Origin of the sequence: Staphylococcus sp. HMSC056G08, assembly GCF_001812305.1 — a bacterium.
Lineage (GTDB): Bacteria > Bacillota > Bacilli > Staphylococcales > Staphylococcaceae > Staphylococcus > Staphylococcus simulans.
In genome coordinates this window covers 1-19,059 of sequence record NZ_KV808503.1, presented here as the reverse complement: position 1 = coordinate 19,059, position 19,059 = coordinate 1, and the positions used below count along the sequence as shown (strand labels likewise).

Here is a 19,059-nt window from a genome sequence, read left to right as displayed (position 1 = left end):
GTATAGGAGCGGGTGAAATATGGAAAAAGCAGAGTTTAAAATATCAGGTATGACTTGTGCTGCTTGCTCATCACGAATTGAACGGGTTTTGAGTCGTACAGAAGGGATCGACCAAGCGAATGTGAACTTAGTCACTGAAAAAGCATCTATCGAATATGACCAAAGCCATGTCGATATGGATCAAGTCTTTGAAAAAGTGAAACAGCTCGGTTATGAACCCATTGCGCTTGAAACTGCAGATGAAGCTAAAGCACGTAAAAACCAAGAGTTAAATCGTCAAAAAATGAAATTTATTATTGCGATGATTTTATCATTGCCATTGTTATATACCATGGTGGGGCATTTCAGTTTCTTAAGCTTCTTGCCACTCCCTCATGTGATGACAGAACCGTGGTTCCAATTTATCTTAGCAACGCCAGTCCAATTTATTCTAGGTTGGCAATTCTATAAAGGTGCGTATGGTGCATTAAGAAATAAGAGTGCTAATATGGATGTCTTAGTCGCATTAGGGACTTCCGCAGCGTACTTCTATAGTATCTATATGTGGATTATTCATGCAGGTGAAAAACACATTCCATTGTACTTTGAAACCAGTGCAGTTTTAATTACGTTAATCTTACTTGGTAAATACTTTGAGGCGAAAGCTAAAGGCCATGCGAGTGATGCGATTAATAAATTGTTATCACTTCAAGTTAAAGAAGCGCGTGTAGAACGAGATGGGGAAGCGGTCTCTTTACCAGTCGATCAAGTACAGAAAGGTGATGTTTTACTGATTAAAAGCGGTGAATATGTGCCTTTAGATGGTGAAATTATCGAAGGGGAGACTAGTTTAGATGAATCAATGTTAACTGGTGAAAGTATTCCTGTAGATAAAACGATTGGTGATGAAGTCATCGGTGCCACATTAAACCATGGAAACTTTATTAAAGTGAAAGTGACACATACAGGCGATGATTTAGTATTAAATCAAATTATTAAAATTGTTGAAGAAGCACAAGGAGAAAAACCAAATATTCAACGTTTAGCAGATAAGATTTCTGGAATCTTTGTGCCGACAGTACTCGGTATCGCGCTTGTTGTGTTTATTATTTGGTTCAGTTTTATCACACCATTTAATTTTCAATCTAGTTTAGAGGTCTTTATCGCAGTCATAGTTATTGCATGTCCATGTGCTTTAGGTCTTGCGACACCGACTTCAATTATGGCTGGATCAGGACGTTCAGCAGAATTAGGTGTGTTATTCAAATCATCTGAAGCGTTAGAACAAACGCAAAATGTGGACACAATCGTATTTGATAAAACAGGCACATTAACAAAAGGGCAACCTTCAGTATACAAAGTCATCGATAATACAGATAATCAACAGTTCGGAACACTTGTAAAAAGTTTAGAAGTACAATCTGAACATCCATTATCACAAGCAATTACAGACTATTATCAAGATGCGCAAAACTTGATAGTAGAACAGTATCAAACACATCCAGGTAATGGTATCAGTGGTTATATTAATGGACAGTTTATCAAAATCGGATCACAAAGCTTTACTCAACCTGATTTGAATGATTGGGATGAGCAGCTTGAAGCAGAAATAAAAAATTTACAACATCAAGGTTCAACGGTTGTATTAGCTTCAATCGATAATCAATTCGCGGGATTGATTGCCTTAAGAGATGAACCGAAAACAAGTGCCAAAGCATTAATTGAACGCTTAAATCCACATTATGACATTGTGATGTTAAGTGGTGACAGCCAAGGTACAGCTGAAGCCATTGCTGAAGAGTTAGGCATTAACCGTGTCATCGCTGGTGTGAAACCTGATCATAAAGCTGAAGAGATTACGAAATTACAAGACGAAGGTAAAAATGTGATGATGGTCGGTGATGGTATCAATGATGCACCAGCATTAGCAAAAAGTAACATCGGCTTGGCAATGGGTACAGGTTCTGATATTGCGATTGAAGCAGGCGACATTATGATTGTCGGTGGAGATATTGAAAAAGTAGAAGATGCGTTAGATATGAGTCAGCGTACGATGAAGAATATTAAACAAAACTTATTCTTCGCATTCTGTTACAATGCAATCGGCATTCCGATTGCGGCATTCGGTTTACTTGCCCCATGGGTGGCTGGCGCTGCAATGGCATTCAGTTCAGTCTCAGTCGTACTCAATGCATTAAGACTACAAAAAGTTAAACCACAAAAGAAAATATAAAAATAATGTAGTAAAATGAAAATTTTTAGGGTAGAATAAAAGTAACTATTCTATAGTAATACGAAGATGGGGTGAACACGAATGAATAATAATACAGATAAACTACGTAATGTCGTTCAATTGTTATCTTCGCTCGGTGTCAATATTAAGAAAACGAAATCCAGATTAGAGATTATGCATACGTTACCGAATACTTCAGTAGCGACACCAAAATTAAAGTAATAAAAAACAGGTTATCGATTCGGACATTGAATGCAATGTTCAACCGATAACCTGTTTTTTTAGTTTGTATAAGATTTAGAACGTAAGAAGTCTGGTTGATAAGGGACAGGTTGGTGATAGTAGATTGATAAGATCACACCGACACCCGTCATTAAACTCCATAAAGAGCTACCGCCGTAACTGATGAATGGAAGCGGAATACCTGTAATTGGTAATAATTGAACTGTCATTCCCATGTTTTGGACTGCATGGAATAAAACAAGTGTCATAAATCCAATAATATAAATCTTGTTGTAAATAATTGTGTTTTTATTCGCAAGACGTACCAAGTGGAACATCAGCACAATAAATAAAATGATTAATAATACAGCGCCGATAAATCCGAATTCCTCACCAACAACAGAGAAGATAAAGTCAGTATGGTTTTCAGGGATATAAACTTCACCATGATTAAGTCCTTTACCTAATAATTGCCCAGAACCGATTGCTTTCAGCGACTCTGTTAAATGATAACCATCGCCTGAACTATAAGAATAAGGATCTAACCATGAAGCGATACGCCCTAATTGATAGGTTTTAATACCGAACCCATTTTCAATTAATGATGGTTTGAAGATAATAGATAAAATAAAGAATGCACCGATTGATAAAATCGTTAAGAAAATAGGTGCAAGGATTTTCCAAGAAATCCCACTGACGATTAAAACACCTGTTAAGATTGCTAGGCAGACTAACGTTGTCCCTAAGTCATTTTGTAAAAAGATTAAAGCCATCGGAATACCTGTGACTATTAATAATTTAAAGAATAACTTAAAGTCAGTTTCTAATGATTTGTTAAATGTATATTTGTTATGACGAGATACAATCTTCGCAAGCATTAAAATCAGTATAATTTTCATAAACTCAGAAGGTTGGATACTGATCGGACCAAAACTGTACCAACTTTTTGCACCGTTGATGATAGGTGTTATCGCTGTTTCCGGCATTACCAATAAGACAATTAACAAAACGCATAAAATGCCGTACAACGTATAAGTGTATTTCATAATACGCTTCGGTGAGATTACCATAATTGCAAAGGCGATTATAAAACCGAGTATGTAATAAATGATTTGTTTAATACTGAAGTTTGCGCTATATTGACCGCCGCCCATGGCAGATTTTATAAAAACGACACTAATGATAGCAAATATTACCAAAATGCCGATTAAAACCCAGTCAATACGCCGTATCCATGATTTATTAGGTTGTTGACGTGAAGCTTTCATAAATAGTCTCCTTTAATGCATGTTTTACATCAGTTCAATTGATGTTGACAGGTAACTCTTCGATAGTTGTATGTTATGTATAGTTATCCATATGAAAAACTATAGCATATTTAAACTTTCATCTGTAGCTATTTCCTATTATATACCGTTTTACCAATTATGACTTTAATTTCTCAGGTTTGACATGCAATAAATTAGGAAATCGTGATAAAATAAAGTTTAACAATGCGTTTGGAGGAAAGAACATGGCTAAAGAAAATATATGTATCATTTATGGTGGAAAAAGCGCGGAACATGATGTTTCTATTTTAACTGCGCAGAATGTCTTAAATGCTATTGATAAAGATAAGTACCAAGTAGATATTATCTACATTACAAATGATGGTGCTTGGAAAAAGAAAGATAACATCGTCGATAGTGTGGAAGATACAGAAACTTTGCGCCTAGAAGATGTAAAAGAAGGTGAAATTTCCAGCTTGCTTACAAACAGCAGTTCTGGACAGCCATATTCAGCAGTATTCCCATTATTACACGGACCGAATGGTGAAGACGGAACAATTCAAGGATTATTTGAAGTATTAGATTTACCGTATGTCGGTAATGGTGTGTTAGCAGCTTCTAGTACAATGGATAAACTTGTCATGAAACAATTATTTGCACATAGAGGTTTACCGCAATTACCATATGTCAGCTTTTTAAGAAGTGAGTATGACAAATATCAAAGCAATATTTTAAAACTTGTGCATGACAAATTAGAATATCCTGTCTTTGTAAAACCAGCAAACTTAGGTTCAAGTGTCGGTATCAGTAAATGTAACAACGAAGAAGAGTTAAAAGCAGGGATTGAAGAAGCTTTCCAATTCGATAGAAAACTTGTGATTGAACAAGGTGTCGTTGCGAGAGAAGTCGAAGTTGCGGTATTAGGTAATGATTACCCAGAAACAACGGAACCAGGGGAAGTTATCAAAGATGTGGCATTCTATGACTATAAATCTAAATATTTAGATGGTAATATCCGTTTATCTATTCCAGCTGAATTAGACAGTGAAGTACGTACAACACTTCGTAATATGGCAGTTGAAGCATTTAAAGCAACAGACTGCGCAGGCTTATTACGTGCAGATTTCTTTGTGACAGAAGATAATCAAATCTACATTAATGAAACAAATGCGATGCCAGGATTTACTAAATTCAGTATGTATCCAAGTCTGTGGGAAAGCATGGGCTTATCATACTCTGACTTGATTACAAAATTAATTGAGTTAGCGAAAGAAAAACATATCGAAAAACAAAAGAACAAATACAAAATTGATTAAGGTCGTGTACTTACATGATAGAAGTAACTTTAAAACAAATTAAAGCGTGGATTCCTTGTGAAATTGATGAAAAATATTTAGATCATACAATTAAAGGTGTCACAATCGACTCAAGAAAAATTGATGAAGGTAATTTGTTTATCCCATTTAAAGGTGAAAATACAGATGGTCATCGATTTGTAGAACAAGCATTACAAGATGGTGCAGGCGCTGTTTTTTATCAAAAAGATGTCAAACCAGAACATCCAGTAGAAGGTCCTGTCATCTGGGTTGATGATACCTTATTAGCACTGCAAGAACTGGCGAAAGCTTACTTGCAGCACGTACAACCAAAAGTAATTGCTGTAACAGGATCTAATGGTAAGACAACAACTAAAGATATGATTGAAAGTGTCTTAAAGCCGAATTTCAAAGTGAAGAAAACACAAGGAAATTACAATAATGAAATTGGGATGCCATTAACGATTTTAGAATTAGATGAGGATACTGAAATTTCCATTTTAGAAATGGGTATGTCAGGTTTCCATCAAATTGAACTACTATCTGAAATCGCACAACCTGATATTGCAGTGATTACCAATATCGGTGAATCACATATGCAAGATTTAGGTTCTAGAGAAGGCATTGCCCGAGCTAAATTTGAAATTGTTGCTGGTTTAAAACCAGAAGGTGTACTACTTTATGATGGAGATGAACCTTTACTTGTACCACATGTTCATACGTTAGAAAACAATCAAGCCATCAGTATCGGCATAAGTTCTGAGAATGAAGTGGTATGTCATGTTGAACAACATGATGCGTTAGGTATTGCATTTAGTATCAATGATCAAGAACATTATCAAATTCCTATTTTAGGTATTCATAATATGCGTAATGCAGCAATTGCGATTACGATCGGTAAATTGTCAGGGCTTGATTATGAAACAATTAAAACGAATATTGCGCAAGTCCAATTGACGCAAATGCGTATGGAGTTGCATTATTCTAAACAAGATGTCGCAGTAATTAATGACGCTTATAATGCCAGCCCAACAAGTATGAAAGCGGCTATTGATACGCTATCTGCAATGGATGGACGCAAAATCTTGATTTTAGCGGATGTGCTAGAATTAGGAGAAAACAGTGCAGCAATGCATGCTTCAGTAGGTGAATACTTAGAAGATAAAGGTATCGACTATTTATTGACTTACGGCGAAGAAGCGGCACATATTCATCAAGCGGGTAAAGCATTTGTAGAGACTGCCGAACATTTTGATGATAAAACACAATTAATCGCAAATACGTTAGCACATGTTCAACCAAAAGATAATGTGTTGATTAAGGGTTCAAGAGGTATGGCTTTAGAAGAAGTAGCTCAAGCTCTATTAGAACAAAATTAATTAGAAAGTCAGCGAGATGATGAAATTTCTTATTACGAGAAATCCTATCATCTTACTGACTTTTTTGCTTTCTAGTGAGAATTGCATGATTGCTATAATGGGCTTAAGGTGGTACTATATAGAAGTTGATGAAAAATTAAAGACAAGGTGGGGGCGGGTGCTCATTAGTTCTGTATCCATACAGAATAATTGTTAAAGTATTAACCGCTCATTTTTTATCATTTTTAGATGAAAATGAAACTGATAGATGATGTATATCTACTGAAATAAAGAGAGCACAAATTCATCAAAGTCGTCTCGACCATATATAAAGGAGAATTATTTTGCAAAAATTTATAGACTTAGGTGTTTCAGAACAAACTGCTGAAACGCTTGCTAATATGGGCTTCGAAGAACCGACTCCTATACAAAATGATAGTATTCCGTTTGCATTGCACGGTTTAGATATTTTAGGACAAGCGCAAACAGGTACAGGTAAAACGGGAGCGTTTGGTATTCCGTTAATTGAGAAAGTTGTCGGAAAAGAAGGCGTACAAGCACTGATTTTAGCACCTACACGCGAACTTGCAATGCAAGTTGCGGAACAATTACGTGCATTCAGTCGCGGACAACGCGTACAAGTCGTAACAGTTTTCGGTGGTATGCCGATCGGACGCCAAATTAAAGCGTTGAAAAAAGGACCGCAAATTGTTGTAGGTACACCAGGACGTGTCATTGACCACTTGAACCGTCGTACACTTAAAACAAATGATATCCACACATTAATTATTGATGAAGCGGATGAAATGATGAACATGGGCTTCATCGACGATATGAGATTCATTATGGACCATATTCCATCAGAAAATCGTCAAACAATGTTGTTCTCAGCAACAATGCCTAAAGCCATCCAAGCTTTAGTACAACAATTCATGAAAGACCCTAAAATCGTTAAAACAATGAATAACGAAATGTCAGATCCGCAAATTGATGAATACTACACAATCGTTAAAGAATTAGAGAAATTCGAAACATTTACCAACTTCTTAGATGTCCACCAACCAGAATTAGCAATTGTCTTCGGTCGTACAAAACGTCGTGTAGACGAATTAACAAGTGCATTAATTTCAAAAGGCTACAAAGCTGAAGGTTTGCATGGTGATATTACACAAGCAAAACGTTTAGAAGTCTTGAAGAAATTTAAAAATGACCAAATCGATATTTTAGTTGCGACAGACGTTGCAGCACGTGGTTTAGATATTTCAGGTGTCAGCCATGTATACAACTTCGACATTCCTCAAGATACTGAAAGTTATACTCACCGTATCGGACGTACAGGCCGTGCCGGTAAAAAAGGTATCGCGGTTACATTCGTTAACCCGATTGAAATGGACTATATCCGTCAAATCGAAGATACAAATAATAGACGTATGAAAGCGTTAAGACCACCACATCGTAAAGAAGTATTACGTGCACGCGAAAATGATATTAAAGAAAAAGTAGAAAAATGGATGAATCAAGAACATTCAGAACGTCTACAAAATATCTCTTCTCAATTATTAAATGAATATGATGATGTAGAATTAGTAGCTGCATTATTACAAGAATTAGTCGAGTCAAATGATGAAGTAGAAGTTCAATTAACATTCGAAAAACCACTTGCACGCAAAGGTCGTCATAATGCGAAAGGTCCTCGTCGTGGAGGCAAACCTTCTAATAAACGTTCAAACAATAAATTTGATAACAAAAACCGTCGCGGTAAAGGCAAATTTAATGGTAAAAAACAAAAACACGATAAAAAAGATCATAAAAAACCGATTAAAGGTCGTACATTCGCAGACATGCAAAAATAAGAATACCCAATGATTTCAAACCGTTTCGAAGAAATTCGAAGCGGTTTTCTATTTATAGAAATCTATAAATTTTTAACAAAATAATGTTAATCATTGTTAAAATATGACTGATAGCTAAAATACATAGAAAGGTGCGAAGTGACCTTATGTCTAAAAAAAGTCCACGCCGCGTAGTAGGGTACTATTACATCCGCTATTTCATTGAGTTTTTAATAGAAATATTAGTTTTTAGCGGCTTAGTATTCTTGTATCATCATTTTACGTGGTCACCTTGGGTGCTAAACCTGCTTATCATTTTATTGACCATGAGTTTCCTATATAAAATCATCCATCCTTGGATTATATGGAACTATCGCTTTTATCTATTGCAAGAACATTATGTATCAATTGAGTCACGATTCTTCTTTCAAAAGCAACAAGTGCTTAAATATGACAGAATACAATATGTAGAAAGAGAAAGTGGGCCTATTTTATTAGCGTTCAAACTTTATAAACTTTCTATTATTACTGCAGGTCATGTTGTCACATTACCGATATTGACAGAAGATGAAGCAATATCTATAGAATCCGTTTGTATGCGCCGACTTGAGGAGGTAGATGCAGATGTATAATCCACAAAGATTACACCTACTGTCATATCTCACAGGGTTAATTACTACAATTAAGCAAAATATAGTCGTCATTGTTATCTTTATTTTCAATATCAACAACTTTAACTTTACCGATGTAAAATCGTATATATGGCCAGCTTTTTTAACAGCTATATTTTTATTTTCTTTTATCTATAATGCATTAGAAGTGTATTCTACACGCTATTGGATAGAAGGGCATCATTTTGTCGTGACCAAAGGCGTCTTTAATAAAATACGAAAAGAACTGGATATTCAAAGAATCCAAGCTTTTGATTCCTCACAAGATATTGTGAATCGAATCTTTGGCGGAGTCATTATGGAAATTAAAACACCGAGTGATGGCATTACGTTGCAAATTGTGTCTAAGCAGCAGTTCAATCTGATAGAGCAAGCAGTCAGATCAGAACAAACATCAAAAGATTATAAAGAAGAAACAACGCATGTACCGATTGATGAGGAACAACAAGTTTCACATGACTTGGAACCAGACAAGCCTGAACACATATTTAATCTCTCGCTGAAAGAGTTGATTTTTATGGCGTTGTCTAGCGGATCTATTGGTATTGCGTTATTTACTTTAGCACCATTATTAGGAAGCTTCCAAGAAATTATTCCGTGGGATGAAGTGTTCCATCAATTTGATTGGATAGCAGAAGCTGCATATGTAGTGGTTGCAGGTATGATTATATTATCCTTACTTTTAGCATATATCATTGGTGTCATCATCGAATTTGTAAGGTATTACGGTTATACCCTGAGTGAGAAAGATGAACAACTGCATATACAATATGGCTTGTTGAATGTGAAGACGATAAATGTGGCAACACGCCGTATTCAAGCAGTAGTAGAAAAACAATCATTTATTCGTCGATTTATCGGTTATACTTCTATTTACTTTATTATTACGAGTGATGTGGAAAAGACTGATAGTTCTACAACAGCTTCAGGTGATATCATGATTTTACCGTTTATTAAACGTAAGAAAGCCTATCAAATTGTTGAACAGTTAGTACCTTCTATTCAATTTGAAACCGTAGAACCCGGATTGCCGATAGGCGGTATCCGTCGTCATGCACAAATTGGAATCGGTCTATTTTTAATCGCAGGTGCGATTTGTACGTACTTTTGGTCGTGGTGGTATATGGTGTTAGCCGTTGTCGCAAGTCTGTTAGTATTAGTGCATAGTATCATGACAGTACATTATTCAGGCTATAAAACTGATGCATCAACGCTAACTGTTAAGAAAACGCAATTAACAAGAACACGTTATTATTATGCGAAAAGAGATAGGTTGATTGGGTTTGAAAAATCACAGAATTGGTTTACGAAACGTGTCGGCTTAGCTGATTTCTCATTTTCGGCCGCAAAAGGGCAAGGTCAAATAGATATCGGTTTGCGCTTTATCAATAATGATGCTGCCGAACAACTAAAACAATGGTATGTAAAGGAGGACAACTATGAATAGAATGGCTCAAGATGGAAAGAAAGTGTTGTTTATTTCAGGTTTAATTCAAACAGGACTGATTGTTTTAGTGTTTTCTGTATTAATTACGGCAGAATATCTGTGGTTGCATCTATTATCCAAAGATGCATTGAAATGGGTTAGTCTGATTGCGGTTATACTCACATTATTTGTCTTTATATGGACCTGTCTTCTTAATCCGTGGTTGAAAAATAAGCAACACAGTTATTTGTTGGAAGCGAAACAAATTATTGTTCAAGAAGGTATGATTTTTGTCAGTATGAAACATATTCCTTTGTTTAGGATTCAAAATATAGATATTAATGAAGGTTGGTTGATGCGTAAATGGCAATTAGCAACATTGACACTGTCAACTGCAGGCGGAGATAGTGAGATATTGTTGATAAATAAAGCAACAGCCCAACAAATTATGTATGATATTAAACATATTCATGATAAGAATGAGATGTCAGAAGAAGAAGCGGGTGAATAAAGTGATTTATGGTATAGGTATCGATTTGATTGAAATTGATCGTATCAAAACAATGTTAGAACGTCAGAAGAGATTTCCAGAAAAAGTATTGAGTCAAGATGAACTGGACAAGTTCCATTCATTTTCACATCCACAACGACAAGCAGAATTTTTAGCTGGACGTTTTGCATGTAAAGAAGCGTTCAGTAAAGCGTTAGGTACAGGCATCGGCAAACAAATCAGTTTCCAAGATATTAATTGTAAAAACGATGAACTAGGACGACCTTATATACATTTTGAAGGGTTCAAAGTACATGTGAGTATCTCTCACACGAAAAATTATGCGACAAGCCAAGTATTGCTTGAAAAAATATAAAATAAATTGAGTATTGATAAAATGAGTCAGAAAGTATTATAGTAGTAATACATTTTACTTGGTTAAAGGAGATGACGCTATGGCGGATAAATTTTATCGCCCTACGTATTTAAAGGTAGACTTAGAAGCGATTTTAAAAAACTACCAAGTACTAGGAAAACTACAACCAAACAAAACAGTAATGCCTGTCATTAAAGCAAATGCATATGGACTGGGCAGTGTGAAAGTTGCACATTATCTAGAAAAACACGGTGCAGAATTTTTTGCGGTCGCTACATTAGACGAAGCAATTGAATTGCGCATGCATGGGATAGACGCCAAAATTTTAATATTAGGTGTCGTTATGCCGAATGATATTAATAAAGCGATTCAACATCGTGTTGCATTAACCGTTCCTTCATACCAATGGTTGGAAGCGGTAATAGAGCAGATTGAGCCTGAAAATAAAAAAGATTTATGGCTGCATGTCAAAATTGATACAGGCATGGGGCGCCTAGGTATTAAGACACTTGAGGATTATCAAAAAATCGTTGATACAATCAATCAACATGATCAATTAGTTTTTGAAGGTGTGTTTACTCATTTTGCGCAAGCAGATGAAGATTCACCACATACACATGAACAATACCAATTATTTGAAGATTGGGTGAATACATTACCACATCCTCCTTATGTCCATTCTCAAAATTCTGCAGGTACAATTCTGCATGAAGCACCTATTTGTAATATGGTGCGTACTGGTATTTCGTTATATGGTTATTACCCGTCTGAATATGTAGAAGAAGTGACAAATGCAGTGCTTTATCCAAGCGCTTACTGGGCAACCGAAATTATGGAAATCAAACGTTTAAACTTAGGGGATACTGTCAGCTATGGTTCTACCTTTACTGCTGACCGAGCATTGAAAATCGCTATTTTAGGTGTGGGTTATGCAGATGGATTCCCACGCATCATGCAAGGAGCAACAGTAGAAATCAATGGCCATCATTGTGAAATTATCGGACGTGTTTGTATGGATCAAATGATGGTGGTTTTACCAGAAGATGACACATTTGAAGTTGGGGATACAGCAACGTTATTGAACCGCGAACATCAAGGACCTGAATCATTAACTTCATTGGCACATCAACAACAAACTATCAATTATGAAGTGCTTTGTCGTATCGGTAGACGTGTGCCAAGAATCTACGAACCAGAAAAAGAATTTGATATTGTCAACGAATTGCAAAAATAGTATGGTCATGAATTTTGAAATTTGTTATGATTAATTTGAATATTAGTTTAGAAGTTCTTTATTTCTTGGAGGTCTTACCTATGTCAACTTTTAATCAGAATAGAAGCTATAGTTTGGAACAGTCATTAAAAGAAGGCTATTCACAAATGGCTGATTTGAATCTCTCCCTAGCAACGGAGGCATTTTCAGTGGAATGTGAAGCCTGTGATTGCAATGAATCTTATCTTACATTTGATAAGGATGAATGATGAGGAGAGGCGATGTTTATTTAGCTGATTTATCACCAGTGCAAGGTTCTGAACAAGGGGGAGTTAGACCTGTTGTAATTATACAAAATGACACTGGCAATAAGTACAGTCCGACGGTAATTGTAGCCGCGATTACTGGGCGTATTAATAAGGCGAAAATTCCAACACATGTTGAAATTGAAAAGAGTAAATACAAATTAGACAAAGATTCTGTTATATTACTTGAACAGATTAGAACAGTTGATAAAAAACGTTTGAAAGAGAAATTGACTTATCTTTCAGATGAGAAGATGAAAGAAATTGATAACGCGATTGGAATTAGTTTAGGCTTGACACATAAAAATTAGGAACCGATTTCAATCATATGTGTAAACAACTAAATGAGAAGTGGTTGTATCAGTTTGTGCTGAACAATCCAGTTCATTCAAATGAACGATTTAAAAGAGGTGAAGCAACATTTTCAGCCTGCTTAGCAACTTTGCTTATTGCTCGATTTTTATCATAGTGTGATACAGCATTTTACTATGGTGCTGAAATGTGACTTTCGACCTCTTTTTATTTCATCAAACAAGATTTAAATAAGTATGTGTGGTTACTGGGGAGACGGCGAAACTGGTATAAAGAGAGGGACAACGCAATTGGAAAATTTCAAAAAAAGATATATGCAATTAATGAAGTCTTATGTAGAGTCCTATAATAAGGAAACGGTTATTAAGCAATTTGAAGACTTCGGTCAAGAAATTTTAGAAAAACATATCCATGCAGAAGATGTACTTGATATTCATAGAGAATGTGCCAAAGAAATGGACTTAACTAAAGAACAAGTCTTCGCTACATTTGAATTATTGAAAATTATCGCAAGTATTTTCGGATATAGCTATCAAGATTATCAAGAAATGGTAGATAAACTCTATTACCATGATAAAGAAATGGATTTAGCTTCACGTTTACAACAAACGATGCTGCAAACTGAGATACCTCAATTCGACAGTATTCAAATTGGGGTTATTTCTGTTGCAGCGCAAAAAGTAAGTGGGGACTACTTTAATTTAATTGATCATAAAGATGGAACGATGAGTTTTGCGGTAGCGGATGTCATTGGTAAAGGTATTCCTGCAGCGCTCGCAATGAGTATGATTAAATTCGGAATGGATTCATATGGGCATTCACAATTACCAAGTGATGGTTTAAAACGTCTGAATCGTGTAGTTGAGAAAAACGTCAACCAAGATATGTTTGTGACAATGTTCTATGGCTTATATGAAGAAATGAATCATTTGTTATACTGTAGTTCGGCAGGTCATGAACCAGGTTATATTTTCAGAGCTGCCGAAGACAGATTTGAAGAAATCTCTGTTAAAGGGCGTGTGCTTGGTGTTAGACAATTAGAACGCTACAAGCAGCAGGAAATTCAAATTCATTTAAATGATTTGATTATTATCTTTACTGATGGTGTGACTGAAATCAGGGATGAAAACGGTAAATTTATAGAGACAGATTATTTATTAGATTTTATACATAAGTATAAAAATCTGCATCCGCAAGATATTGTACAGTTATTGTATGAAGATTTACTTGGCATTCAAAAGTCGGGCAAGCGTGATGACTTAACAATCTTAATTATTAAGCGAGTAAATTAAATAAAAATGATTAACCTTTAAACAAAATGGGTAAACTAGTGTTTGAAATATGAACAGACTGGAGTGTATCACTGAATGAATTTGAATATAGAGACACAAGAACATGATGGGTATTATGAAATTAAAGTCGGAGGAGAACTAGACGTTTATACTGTACCTGAATTGGAACAAGTTTTAACACCAATTAAACAAGAGGGTACACATGACGTATATGTTAACTTGACGAATGTAAGTTACATGGATTCCACTGGACTTGGTTTATTTGTAGGCACATTGAAAGCATTAAATCAAAATGATAAAGAATTATATATTATCGGCGCTTCAGAACGTATCAGCCGTTTATTCGAAATTACAGGTTTAAGCGACTTGATGCACGTAAATGAAGGATCGGAGGTAGAATGACATGGAAGCGAAGCGGAATGTAATTGAAATGAAGCTGCCGGCACAAGCTGAATATGTCAGTTTAATCCGATTAACATTATCGGGCGTGTTTTCACGTGCGGGTGCTTCATATGAAGATATCGAAGATGCTAAAATTGCGGTAAGTGAAGCAGTCACAAATGCTGTAAAACATGCATACAAAGAAGAAGAAATCGATCCCTCTATTTATTTATGTTTTGAAATTTACGATGATAAAATTAGAGTTGTTATTTCTGACCAAGGCAAGAGCTTCGATTACGAAGAGAAGAAAAAAGAACTTGGTCCATACAGTGAAAATGAAAATATAGACTTCTTAAGAGAAGGCGGATTAGGTTTATTCTTGATTGAGTCATTGATGGATGAAGTTAAAGTAAACAAGGACAATGGTGTAACGATAAGCATGATCAAGTATATAAAAAAAGAGCAGGTGCACAATAATGGCGAAAGAGTCGAAATTAACTAACGATATTTCACCACAACAAATCAACGAATGGATCAGACAACATCAGAATGAAGAAAATACCAGTGCCCAAGACAAACTTGTCAGACATTATCAAAAATTGATTGAATCTTTAGCTTTCAAATATTCAAAAGGACAATCACACCATGAAGACTTGGTTCAAGTAGGAATGGTAGGACTTATCGGTGCCATAAATCGATTTGATATCAATTTTGGCAGAAAGTTCGAAGCCTTCTTGGTGCCTACGGTAATCGGTGAAATTAAAAGATACTTAAGAGATAAGACTTGGAGCGTTCATGTTCCAAGACGTATCAAAGAAATTGGTCCAAGAATTAAAAAGACCACTGATGAATTAACAAATGAACTTGAACGTTCGCCATCAATTGCCGAAATCGCAGATAGATTAGAAGTTACAGAAGAAGAAGTATTAGAAGCGATGGAAATGGGACAAAGTTACAATGCGTTAAGTGTAGACCACTCCATTGAGGCAGATAAGGATGGTTCAACGGTCACGTTACTTGATATTATGGGTGAGCAAGAAGATGGTTATGATTTAACCGAGAAACGAATGATTTTAGAAAGAATCTTACCTATTTTATCTGATCGTGAACGTGAAATTATTCAATGTACTTTCATTGAAGGGTTAAGTCAGAAAGAAACAGGTGAACGCATTGGCTTAAGTCAAATGCATGTCTCACGATTGCAACGTAATGCAATTAAAAAGTTACAACAAGCGGCGAAGAAATAATGCCGAAAATAAAGAATCGCAATCTTTAGAAAGGGCTGAGATACATTATGTATTTCAGTCTTTTTCTATTCTTATGATACTATGGAAACAAGAAAATGAATTTGAGGTGCAGATATTGAATAACGAATTAATCAACTCAATTGAAAAACAACATCACTTTTCAAAAAAACAAATTACTGAAGTGCTAGCATTACTAGAAGAAAATAACACAGTTCCATTCATCGCACGTTATCGAAAAGAGCGTACAGGTGGACTAGATGAGGTCGAAATTAAAAAGATTGCCGACGAATATCATTACATGGAACAGCTTCAAAAGAGAAAAGAAGAAGTTTTACATAACATAGAACAACAAGGTTTATTAGATGACCAGTTAAAAGCGGATATTTTAAAACAAACGAAGTTGCAACGTGTGGAAGATTTATATAGACCGTTTAAACAAAAGAAAAAAACACGTGCAACAGAAGCTAAACGAAAAGGATTAGAGCCTTTAGCAAAATGGTTGATGCAAAGTAGTATTGATCAATCACCTAAAACTTATGCAGAAGCATTTTTAAATGAAGAAGTGACATCAGTTGCTGATGCGTTAGCAGGTGCACAAGATATTATTGCAGAATGGGTTTCTGATAATCCTAAATACAGAAATAAAATTTTGACACAGACACAAAAACGAGGACTCATCACAAGTCAGAAAAAGAAAAAAGCAGAAGATGAGAAAAAGACATATGAAATGTACTATGAATTTTCAGAGCCGATTCATAAAATAGCCAACCATAGAATATTAGCGATGAATCGCGGCGAAAAAGAAAAAGTATTATCAGTGAAGATTGAAATGGATACAGATTCATTAGAAAGAGAAATTGCACGCCAAGAAATTAAAGGTCAGCATGAAGGTACAACTTATATTGAAGCGGCAATTAAAGATAGTATGAAACGTTTGATTATGCCATCAATCGAGCGAGAAATTCGCACTGATTTGACGACTAAAGCTGAGAATCATGCGATTGATGTATTCAGTGTTAACTTAAAACATTTATTATTACAACCACCATTGAAAGGAAAACAAATTTTAGGTGTTGACCCTGCATTTAGAACAGGGTGCAAATTGGCTGTAATTAATCCGTATGGTACATTTATTGCAAAAGGTGTGATGTATCCGCATCCGCCAGTTTCAAAAACAGCGCAAGCAGAAAAAACATTTTTACAATTTATCAATGATTATGATGTTAAATTAGTAGCTATTGGTAATGGTACGGCAAGTCGTGAAACTGAACAATTTGTGGCTGACTTAATTCAAAAACATAACTTAGATGTTCAATTTATTATTGTGAACGAAGCGGGTGCGTCTGTTTATTCTGCATCTGAAATCGCAAGAACAGAATTTCCTGATTTCCAAGTAGAAGAAAGAAGTGCTGTTTCCATAGGACGTCGTGTACAAGATCCGTTGAGTGAATTAGTAAAAATTGATCCAAAATCAATTGGTGTAGGTCAATATCAACATGATGTTAACCAAAAAGCACTTGAAAATGCTTTAAATTTCGTAGTAGAAACAGCCGTTAACCAAGTTGGCGTAGATGTGAATACAGCTTCACGTTCATTATTGCAACATGTTTCAGGTTTATCACCGCAAATCGCACAAAACATTATTGATTATCGCGAAGAAAATGGTGTCATTAACCATCACAAACAAATTGCCAAAGTAAAACGTCTAGGCCCTAAAACATTTGAACAAAGTATCGGATTCTTACGTATTGTAAATGGTAAAGAGCCGTTAGATAATACATCAATTCACCCTGAGAGTTATGCGATTGCATATCAATTATTAGAGCAACAAGGTTTGAGTGCAGAAGATCTAGGTACAACACATCTTAAAGAGGTATTGAACAAACTAGACTTAAAACAATCTGCTGAGCAATTAAACGTAGGTCTACCAACTTTAGAAGACATTGTGGCTGCGTTGATAGCACCTAATCGAGATCCACGTGATGAATATGAAACGCCGATTTTAAAATCCAACGTATTATCTTTAGAAGATTTAACCAAAGGAATGAAATTGAGCGGTACTGTTCGAAACGTCGTTGACTTTGGTGCATTTGTAGATGTCGGTGTTAAACAAGATGGCTTAGTGCATATATCTCAATTAGCGAAACGTTTCGTGAAAAATCCAATGGATATTGTCAATGTAGGAGATATTGTAGATGTTTGGGTACTTGATACAGATACAGTAAAAAATAAAGTTTCATTGACAATGATTAATCCTAATGAGTAATAACTGGATGGATAATGAGAAGTTGCAACAACTTACAGAGAAAATTTCCAGACAATCATTTGGATGGGAATTCAAACACGAGGCTTATTTCAATAATAGGTTAAGAACAACAGGCGGAAGATATTTGTTGCAGTCTCATAATATCGAAATCAATCCGAAACAATATGAACAGTTTGGAGAAGCGGCTATTATTGATATTATCAAACATGAACTATGTCATTATCATCTCCATCTGCAAACACGAGGTTACCAACATAAAGACAAAGATTTTAAGAAGTTAAGTCAAAAAGTTGGTGCACCAAGATTTTGCAGTGCTGTTAAAAGTTATGAAGAACGAGCGAACTATGTATATCAATGTCAATCATGCAAAAAATCTTTCTTGCGCATTAAAAAAGTGAATACACGAAAGATAGTTTGTGGTCATTGTCACGGCAAGTTAAAACTACAAAAGAAATTATAGTAATCAATACCGAGTATCTAAGGTGTTATGCCTTGGATGCTCGGTTTTTTACTACGATTAAAATAAAAATAAGGAAATATGAACTTTAGTGTTGACTCAACTCTGAGAATGTTATATGATAGTTCATGTCCTAAAAAAAACGACATTAAATATTTGAAACGAACTTTAACGCTATGTTAAAAACTTTTAAAAAGTTATTGACATGATATTACGAGAGTGTTACAATAGAGTACGTTGTTAAAATAAATGATTAATGAAATCAAACCCAAGCGGTCGTGGCGGAATGGCAGACGCGCTAGGTTGAGGGCCTAGTGGGAGAGATCCCGTGGAGGTTCAAGTCCTCTCGGCCGCATCAACATTTCATTAATTAACGAATATATGCGGGTGTAGTTTAATGGCAAAACCTCAGCCT

Annotated in this window: 19 protein-coding genes and 1 tRNA gene; 19 read left to right on the top strand and 1 reads right to left on the bottom strand. The window is 35.4% G+C overall.

Translation table 11 applies throughout. The features are described from left to right. Positions 1-19 precede the first annotated feature (19 nt). Together HMPREF2846_RS09105 and HMPREF2846_RS14435 are read left to right on the top strand one after the other, a co-directional pair. A complete protein-coding gene (locus HMPREF2846_RS09105; RefSeq protein ID WP_070626490.1) occupies positions 20-2,212 on the top strand; it encodes a heavy metal translocating P-type ATPase in 2,193 nt (730 codons plus the stop codon). A gap of 81 nt (positions 2,213-2,293) precedes the next feature. Next, positions 2,294-2,434: an Lmo0850 family protein gene (locus HMPREF2846_RS14435; RefSeq protein ID WP_023016106.1), complete on the top strand. Its 141-nt coding sequence runs from the start codon at positions 2,294-2,296 to the stop codon at positions 2,432-2,434. 59 nt (positions 2,435-2,493) lie between these two features. On the opposite strand, the gene HMPREF2846_RS09100 is transcribed toward HMPREF2846_RS14435, so the two are convergent. Then, complete coding sequence (locus HMPREF2846_RS09100) at positions 2,494-3,702, bottom strand: FtsW/RodA/SpoVE family cell cycle protein (protein ID WP_002481760.1); 1,209 nt, start codon at positions 3,700-3,702, stop codon at positions 2,494-2,496. 245 nt (positions 3,703-3,947) lie between these two features. Between HMPREF2846_RS09100 and HMPREF2846_RS09095 the strand changes: the two genes are divergently transcribed. The 17 genes from HMPREF2846_RS09095 (at position 3,948) to HMPREF2846_RS09015 (ending at position 18,999) form a co-directional block, all read left to right on the top strand. Next, positions 3,948-5,018: a D-alanine--D-alanine ligase gene (locus HMPREF2846_RS09095; RefSeq protein WP_002481759.1), complete on the top strand. Its 1,071-nt coding sequence runs from the start codon at positions 3,948-3,950 to the stop codon at positions 5,016-5,018. A 14-nt stretch (positions 5,019-5,032) separates the two neighbouring features. After that, positions 5,033-6,397: a UDP-N-acetylmuramoyl-tripeptide--D-alanyl-D-alanine ligase gene (gene murF / locus HMPREF2846_RS09090; protein ID WP_070626489.1), complete on the top strand. Its 1,365-nt coding sequence runs from the start codon at positions 5,033-5,035 to the stop codon at positions 6,395-6,397. A gap of 323 nt (positions 6,398-6,720) precedes the next feature. Next, the gene (locus HMPREF2846_RS09085; RefSeq protein ID WP_002481757.1) at positions 6,721-8,229 is read left to right on the top strand and encodes a degradosome RNA helicase CshA; all 1,509 of its coding nucleotides are present in this window, start codon (positions 6,721-6,723) and stop codon (positions 8,227-8,229) included. Positions 8,230-8,375: 146 nt separating this feature from the next. Continuing rightward, complete coding sequence (locus HMPREF2846_RS09080; RefSeq protein WP_070626488.1) at positions 8,376-8,840, top strand: PH domain-containing protein; 465 nt, start codon at positions 8,376-8,378, stop codon at positions 8,838-8,840. Continuing rightward, positions 8,833-10,326, top strand: a complete 1,494-nt coding sequence (locus HMPREF2846_RS09075; RefSeq protein ID WP_070626487.1) for a PH domain-containing protein — start codon at positions 8,833-8,835, stop codon at positions 10,324-10,326. Before HMPREF2846_RS09080 ends, HMPREF2846_RS09075 begins: the two co-directional genes overlap by 8 nt. Then, on the top strand, positions 10,319-10,816 hold the full coding sequence (locus HMPREF2846_RS09070) for a PH domain-containing protein (RefSeq protein ID WP_070626486.1): 498 nt from the start codon (positions 10,319-10,321) through the stop codon (positions 10,814-10,816). The genes HMPREF2846_RS09075 and HMPREF2846_RS09070 overlap by 8 nt, the downstream gene beginning before the upstream one ends. 1 nt (position 10,817) lies before the next feature. Next, entirely contained in the window at positions 10,818-11,171 is a 354-nt protein-coding gene (acpS, locus tag HMPREF2846_RS09065) for a holo-ACP synthase (RefSeq protein ID WP_070626517.1), read from the top strand. A 79-nt stretch (positions 11,172-11,250) separates the two neighbouring features. Beyond that, positions 11,251-12,405: an alanine racemase gene (gene alr / locus HMPREF2846_RS09060; RefSeq protein WP_070626485.1), complete on the top strand. Its 1,155-nt coding sequence runs from the start codon at positions 11,251-11,253 to the stop codon at positions 12,403-12,405. An 80-nt stretch (positions 12,406-12,485) separates the two neighbouring features. Beyond that, a complete protein-coding gene (gene mazE, locus HMPREF2846_RS09055; protein WP_023016097.1) occupies positions 12,486-12,653 on the top strand; it encodes a type II toxin-antitoxin system antitoxin MazE in 168 nt (55 codons plus the stop codon). Beyond that, entirely contained in the window at positions 12,650-13,000 is a 351-nt protein-coding gene (locus HMPREF2846_RS09050) for a type II toxin-antitoxin system PemK/MazF family toxin (RefSeq protein ID WP_031262808.1), read from the top strand. Before mazE ends, HMPREF2846_RS09050 begins: the two co-directional genes overlap by 4 nt. A 291-nt stretch (positions 13,001-13,291) precedes the next feature. Beyond that, a complete protein-coding gene (locus tag HMPREF2846_RS09045) occupies positions 13,292-14,293 on the top strand; it encodes a SpoIIE family protein phosphatase (protein ID WP_070626484.1) in 1,002 nt (333 codons plus the stop codon). Positions 14,294-14,368: 75 nt separating this feature from the next. Continuing rightward, positions 14,369-14,695, top strand: a complete 327-nt coding sequence (locus HMPREF2846_RS09040) for an anti-sigma factor antagonist (protein WP_002481749.1) — start codon at positions 14,369-14,371, stop codon at positions 14,693-14,695. Position 14,696: 1 nt separating this feature from the next. Next, entirely contained in the window at positions 14,697-15,176 is a 480-nt protein-coding gene (gene rsbW, locus HMPREF2846_RS09035) for an anti-sigma B factor RsbW (protein ID WP_023016096.1), read from the top strand. Then, the gene (sigB, locus tag HMPREF2846_RS09030) at positions 15,151-15,921 is read left to right on the top strand and encodes an RNA polymerase sigma factor SigB (RefSeq protein ID WP_070626483.1); all 771 of its coding nucleotides are present in this window, start codon (positions 15,151-15,153) and stop codon (positions 15,919-15,921) included. Before rsbW ends, sigB begins: the two co-directional genes overlap by 26 nt. Positions 15,922-16,036: 115 nt before the next feature. Continuing rightward, positions 16,037-18,187: a Tex family protein gene (locus tag HMPREF2846_RS09025; protein WP_070626482.1), complete on the top strand. Its 2,151-nt coding sequence runs from the start codon at positions 16,037-16,039 to the stop codon at positions 18,185-18,187. A gap of 7 nt (positions 18,188-18,194) precedes the next feature. After that, positions 18,195-18,647, top strand: a complete 453-nt coding sequence (locus HMPREF2846_RS09020) for a SprT family protein (RefSeq protein WP_070626481.1) — start codon at positions 18,195-18,197, stop codon at positions 18,645-18,647. Positions 18,648-18,916: 269 nt separating this feature from the next. Then, positions 18,917-18,999, top strand: a tRNA-Leu gene (locus tag HMPREF2846_RS09015). Positions 19,000-19,059 lie beyond the last annotated feature (60 nt).

Coding starts and splice junctions, on each gene's coding strand:
- HMPREF2846_RS14435 (WP_023016106.1), top strand. CDS start 2,294: ATGAATAATAATACAGATAAACTACGTAATGTCGTTCAATTGTTATCT.
- mazE (WP_023016097.1), top strand. CDS start 12,486: ATGTCAACTTTTAATCAGAATAGAAGCTATAGTTTGGAACAGTCATTA.
- HMPREF2846_RS09040 (WP_002481749.1), top strand. CDS start 14,369: ATGAATTTGAATATAGAGACACAAGAACATGATGGGTATTATGAAATT.
- sigB (WP_070626483.1), top strand. CDS start 15,151: ATGGCGAAAGAGTCGAAATTAACTAACGATATTTCACCACAACAAATC.
- murF (WP_070626489.1), top strand. CDS start 5,033: ATGATAGAAGTAACTTTAAAACAAATTAAAGCGTGGATTCCTTGTGAA.
- rsbW (WP_023016096.1), top strand. CDS start 14,697: ATGGAAGCGAAGCGGAATGTAATTGAAATGAAGCTGCCGGCACAAGCT.
- HMPREF2846_RS09020 (WP_070626481.1), top strand. CDS start 18,195: ATGGATAATGAGAAGTTGCAACAACTTACAGAGAAAATTTCCAGACAA.
- HMPREF2846_RS09100 (WP_002481760.1), bottom strand. CDS start 3,702: ATGAAAGCTTCACGTCAACAACCTAATAAATCATGGATACGGCGTATT.
- HMPREF2846_RS09075 (WP_070626487.1), top strand. CDS start 8,833: ATGTATAATCCACAAAGATTACACCTACTGTCATATCTCACAGGGTTA.
- HMPREF2846_RS09095 (WP_002481759.1), top strand. CDS start 3,948: ATGGCTAAAGAAAATATATGTATCATTTATGGTGGAAAAAGCGCGGAA.
- HMPREF2846_RS09070 (WP_070626486.1), top strand. CDS start 10,319: ATGAATAGAATGGCTCAAGATGGAAAGAAAGTGTTGTTTATTTCAGGT.
- HMPREF2846_RS09105 (WP_070626490.1), top strand. CDS start 20: ATGGAAAAAGCAGAGTTTAAAATATCAGGTATGACTTGTGCTGCTTGC.
- HMPREF2846_RS09080 (WP_070626488.1), top strand. CDS start 8,376: ATGTCTAAAAAAAGTCCACGCCGCGTAGTAGGGTACTATTACATCCGC.
- alr (WP_070626485.1), top strand. CDS start 11,251: ATGGCGGATAAATTTTATCGCCCTACGTATTTAAAGGTAGACTTAGAA.
- HMPREF2846_RS09050 (WP_031262808.1), top strand. CDS start 12,650: ATGATGAGGAGAGGCGATGTTTATTTAGCTGATTTATCACCAGTGCAA.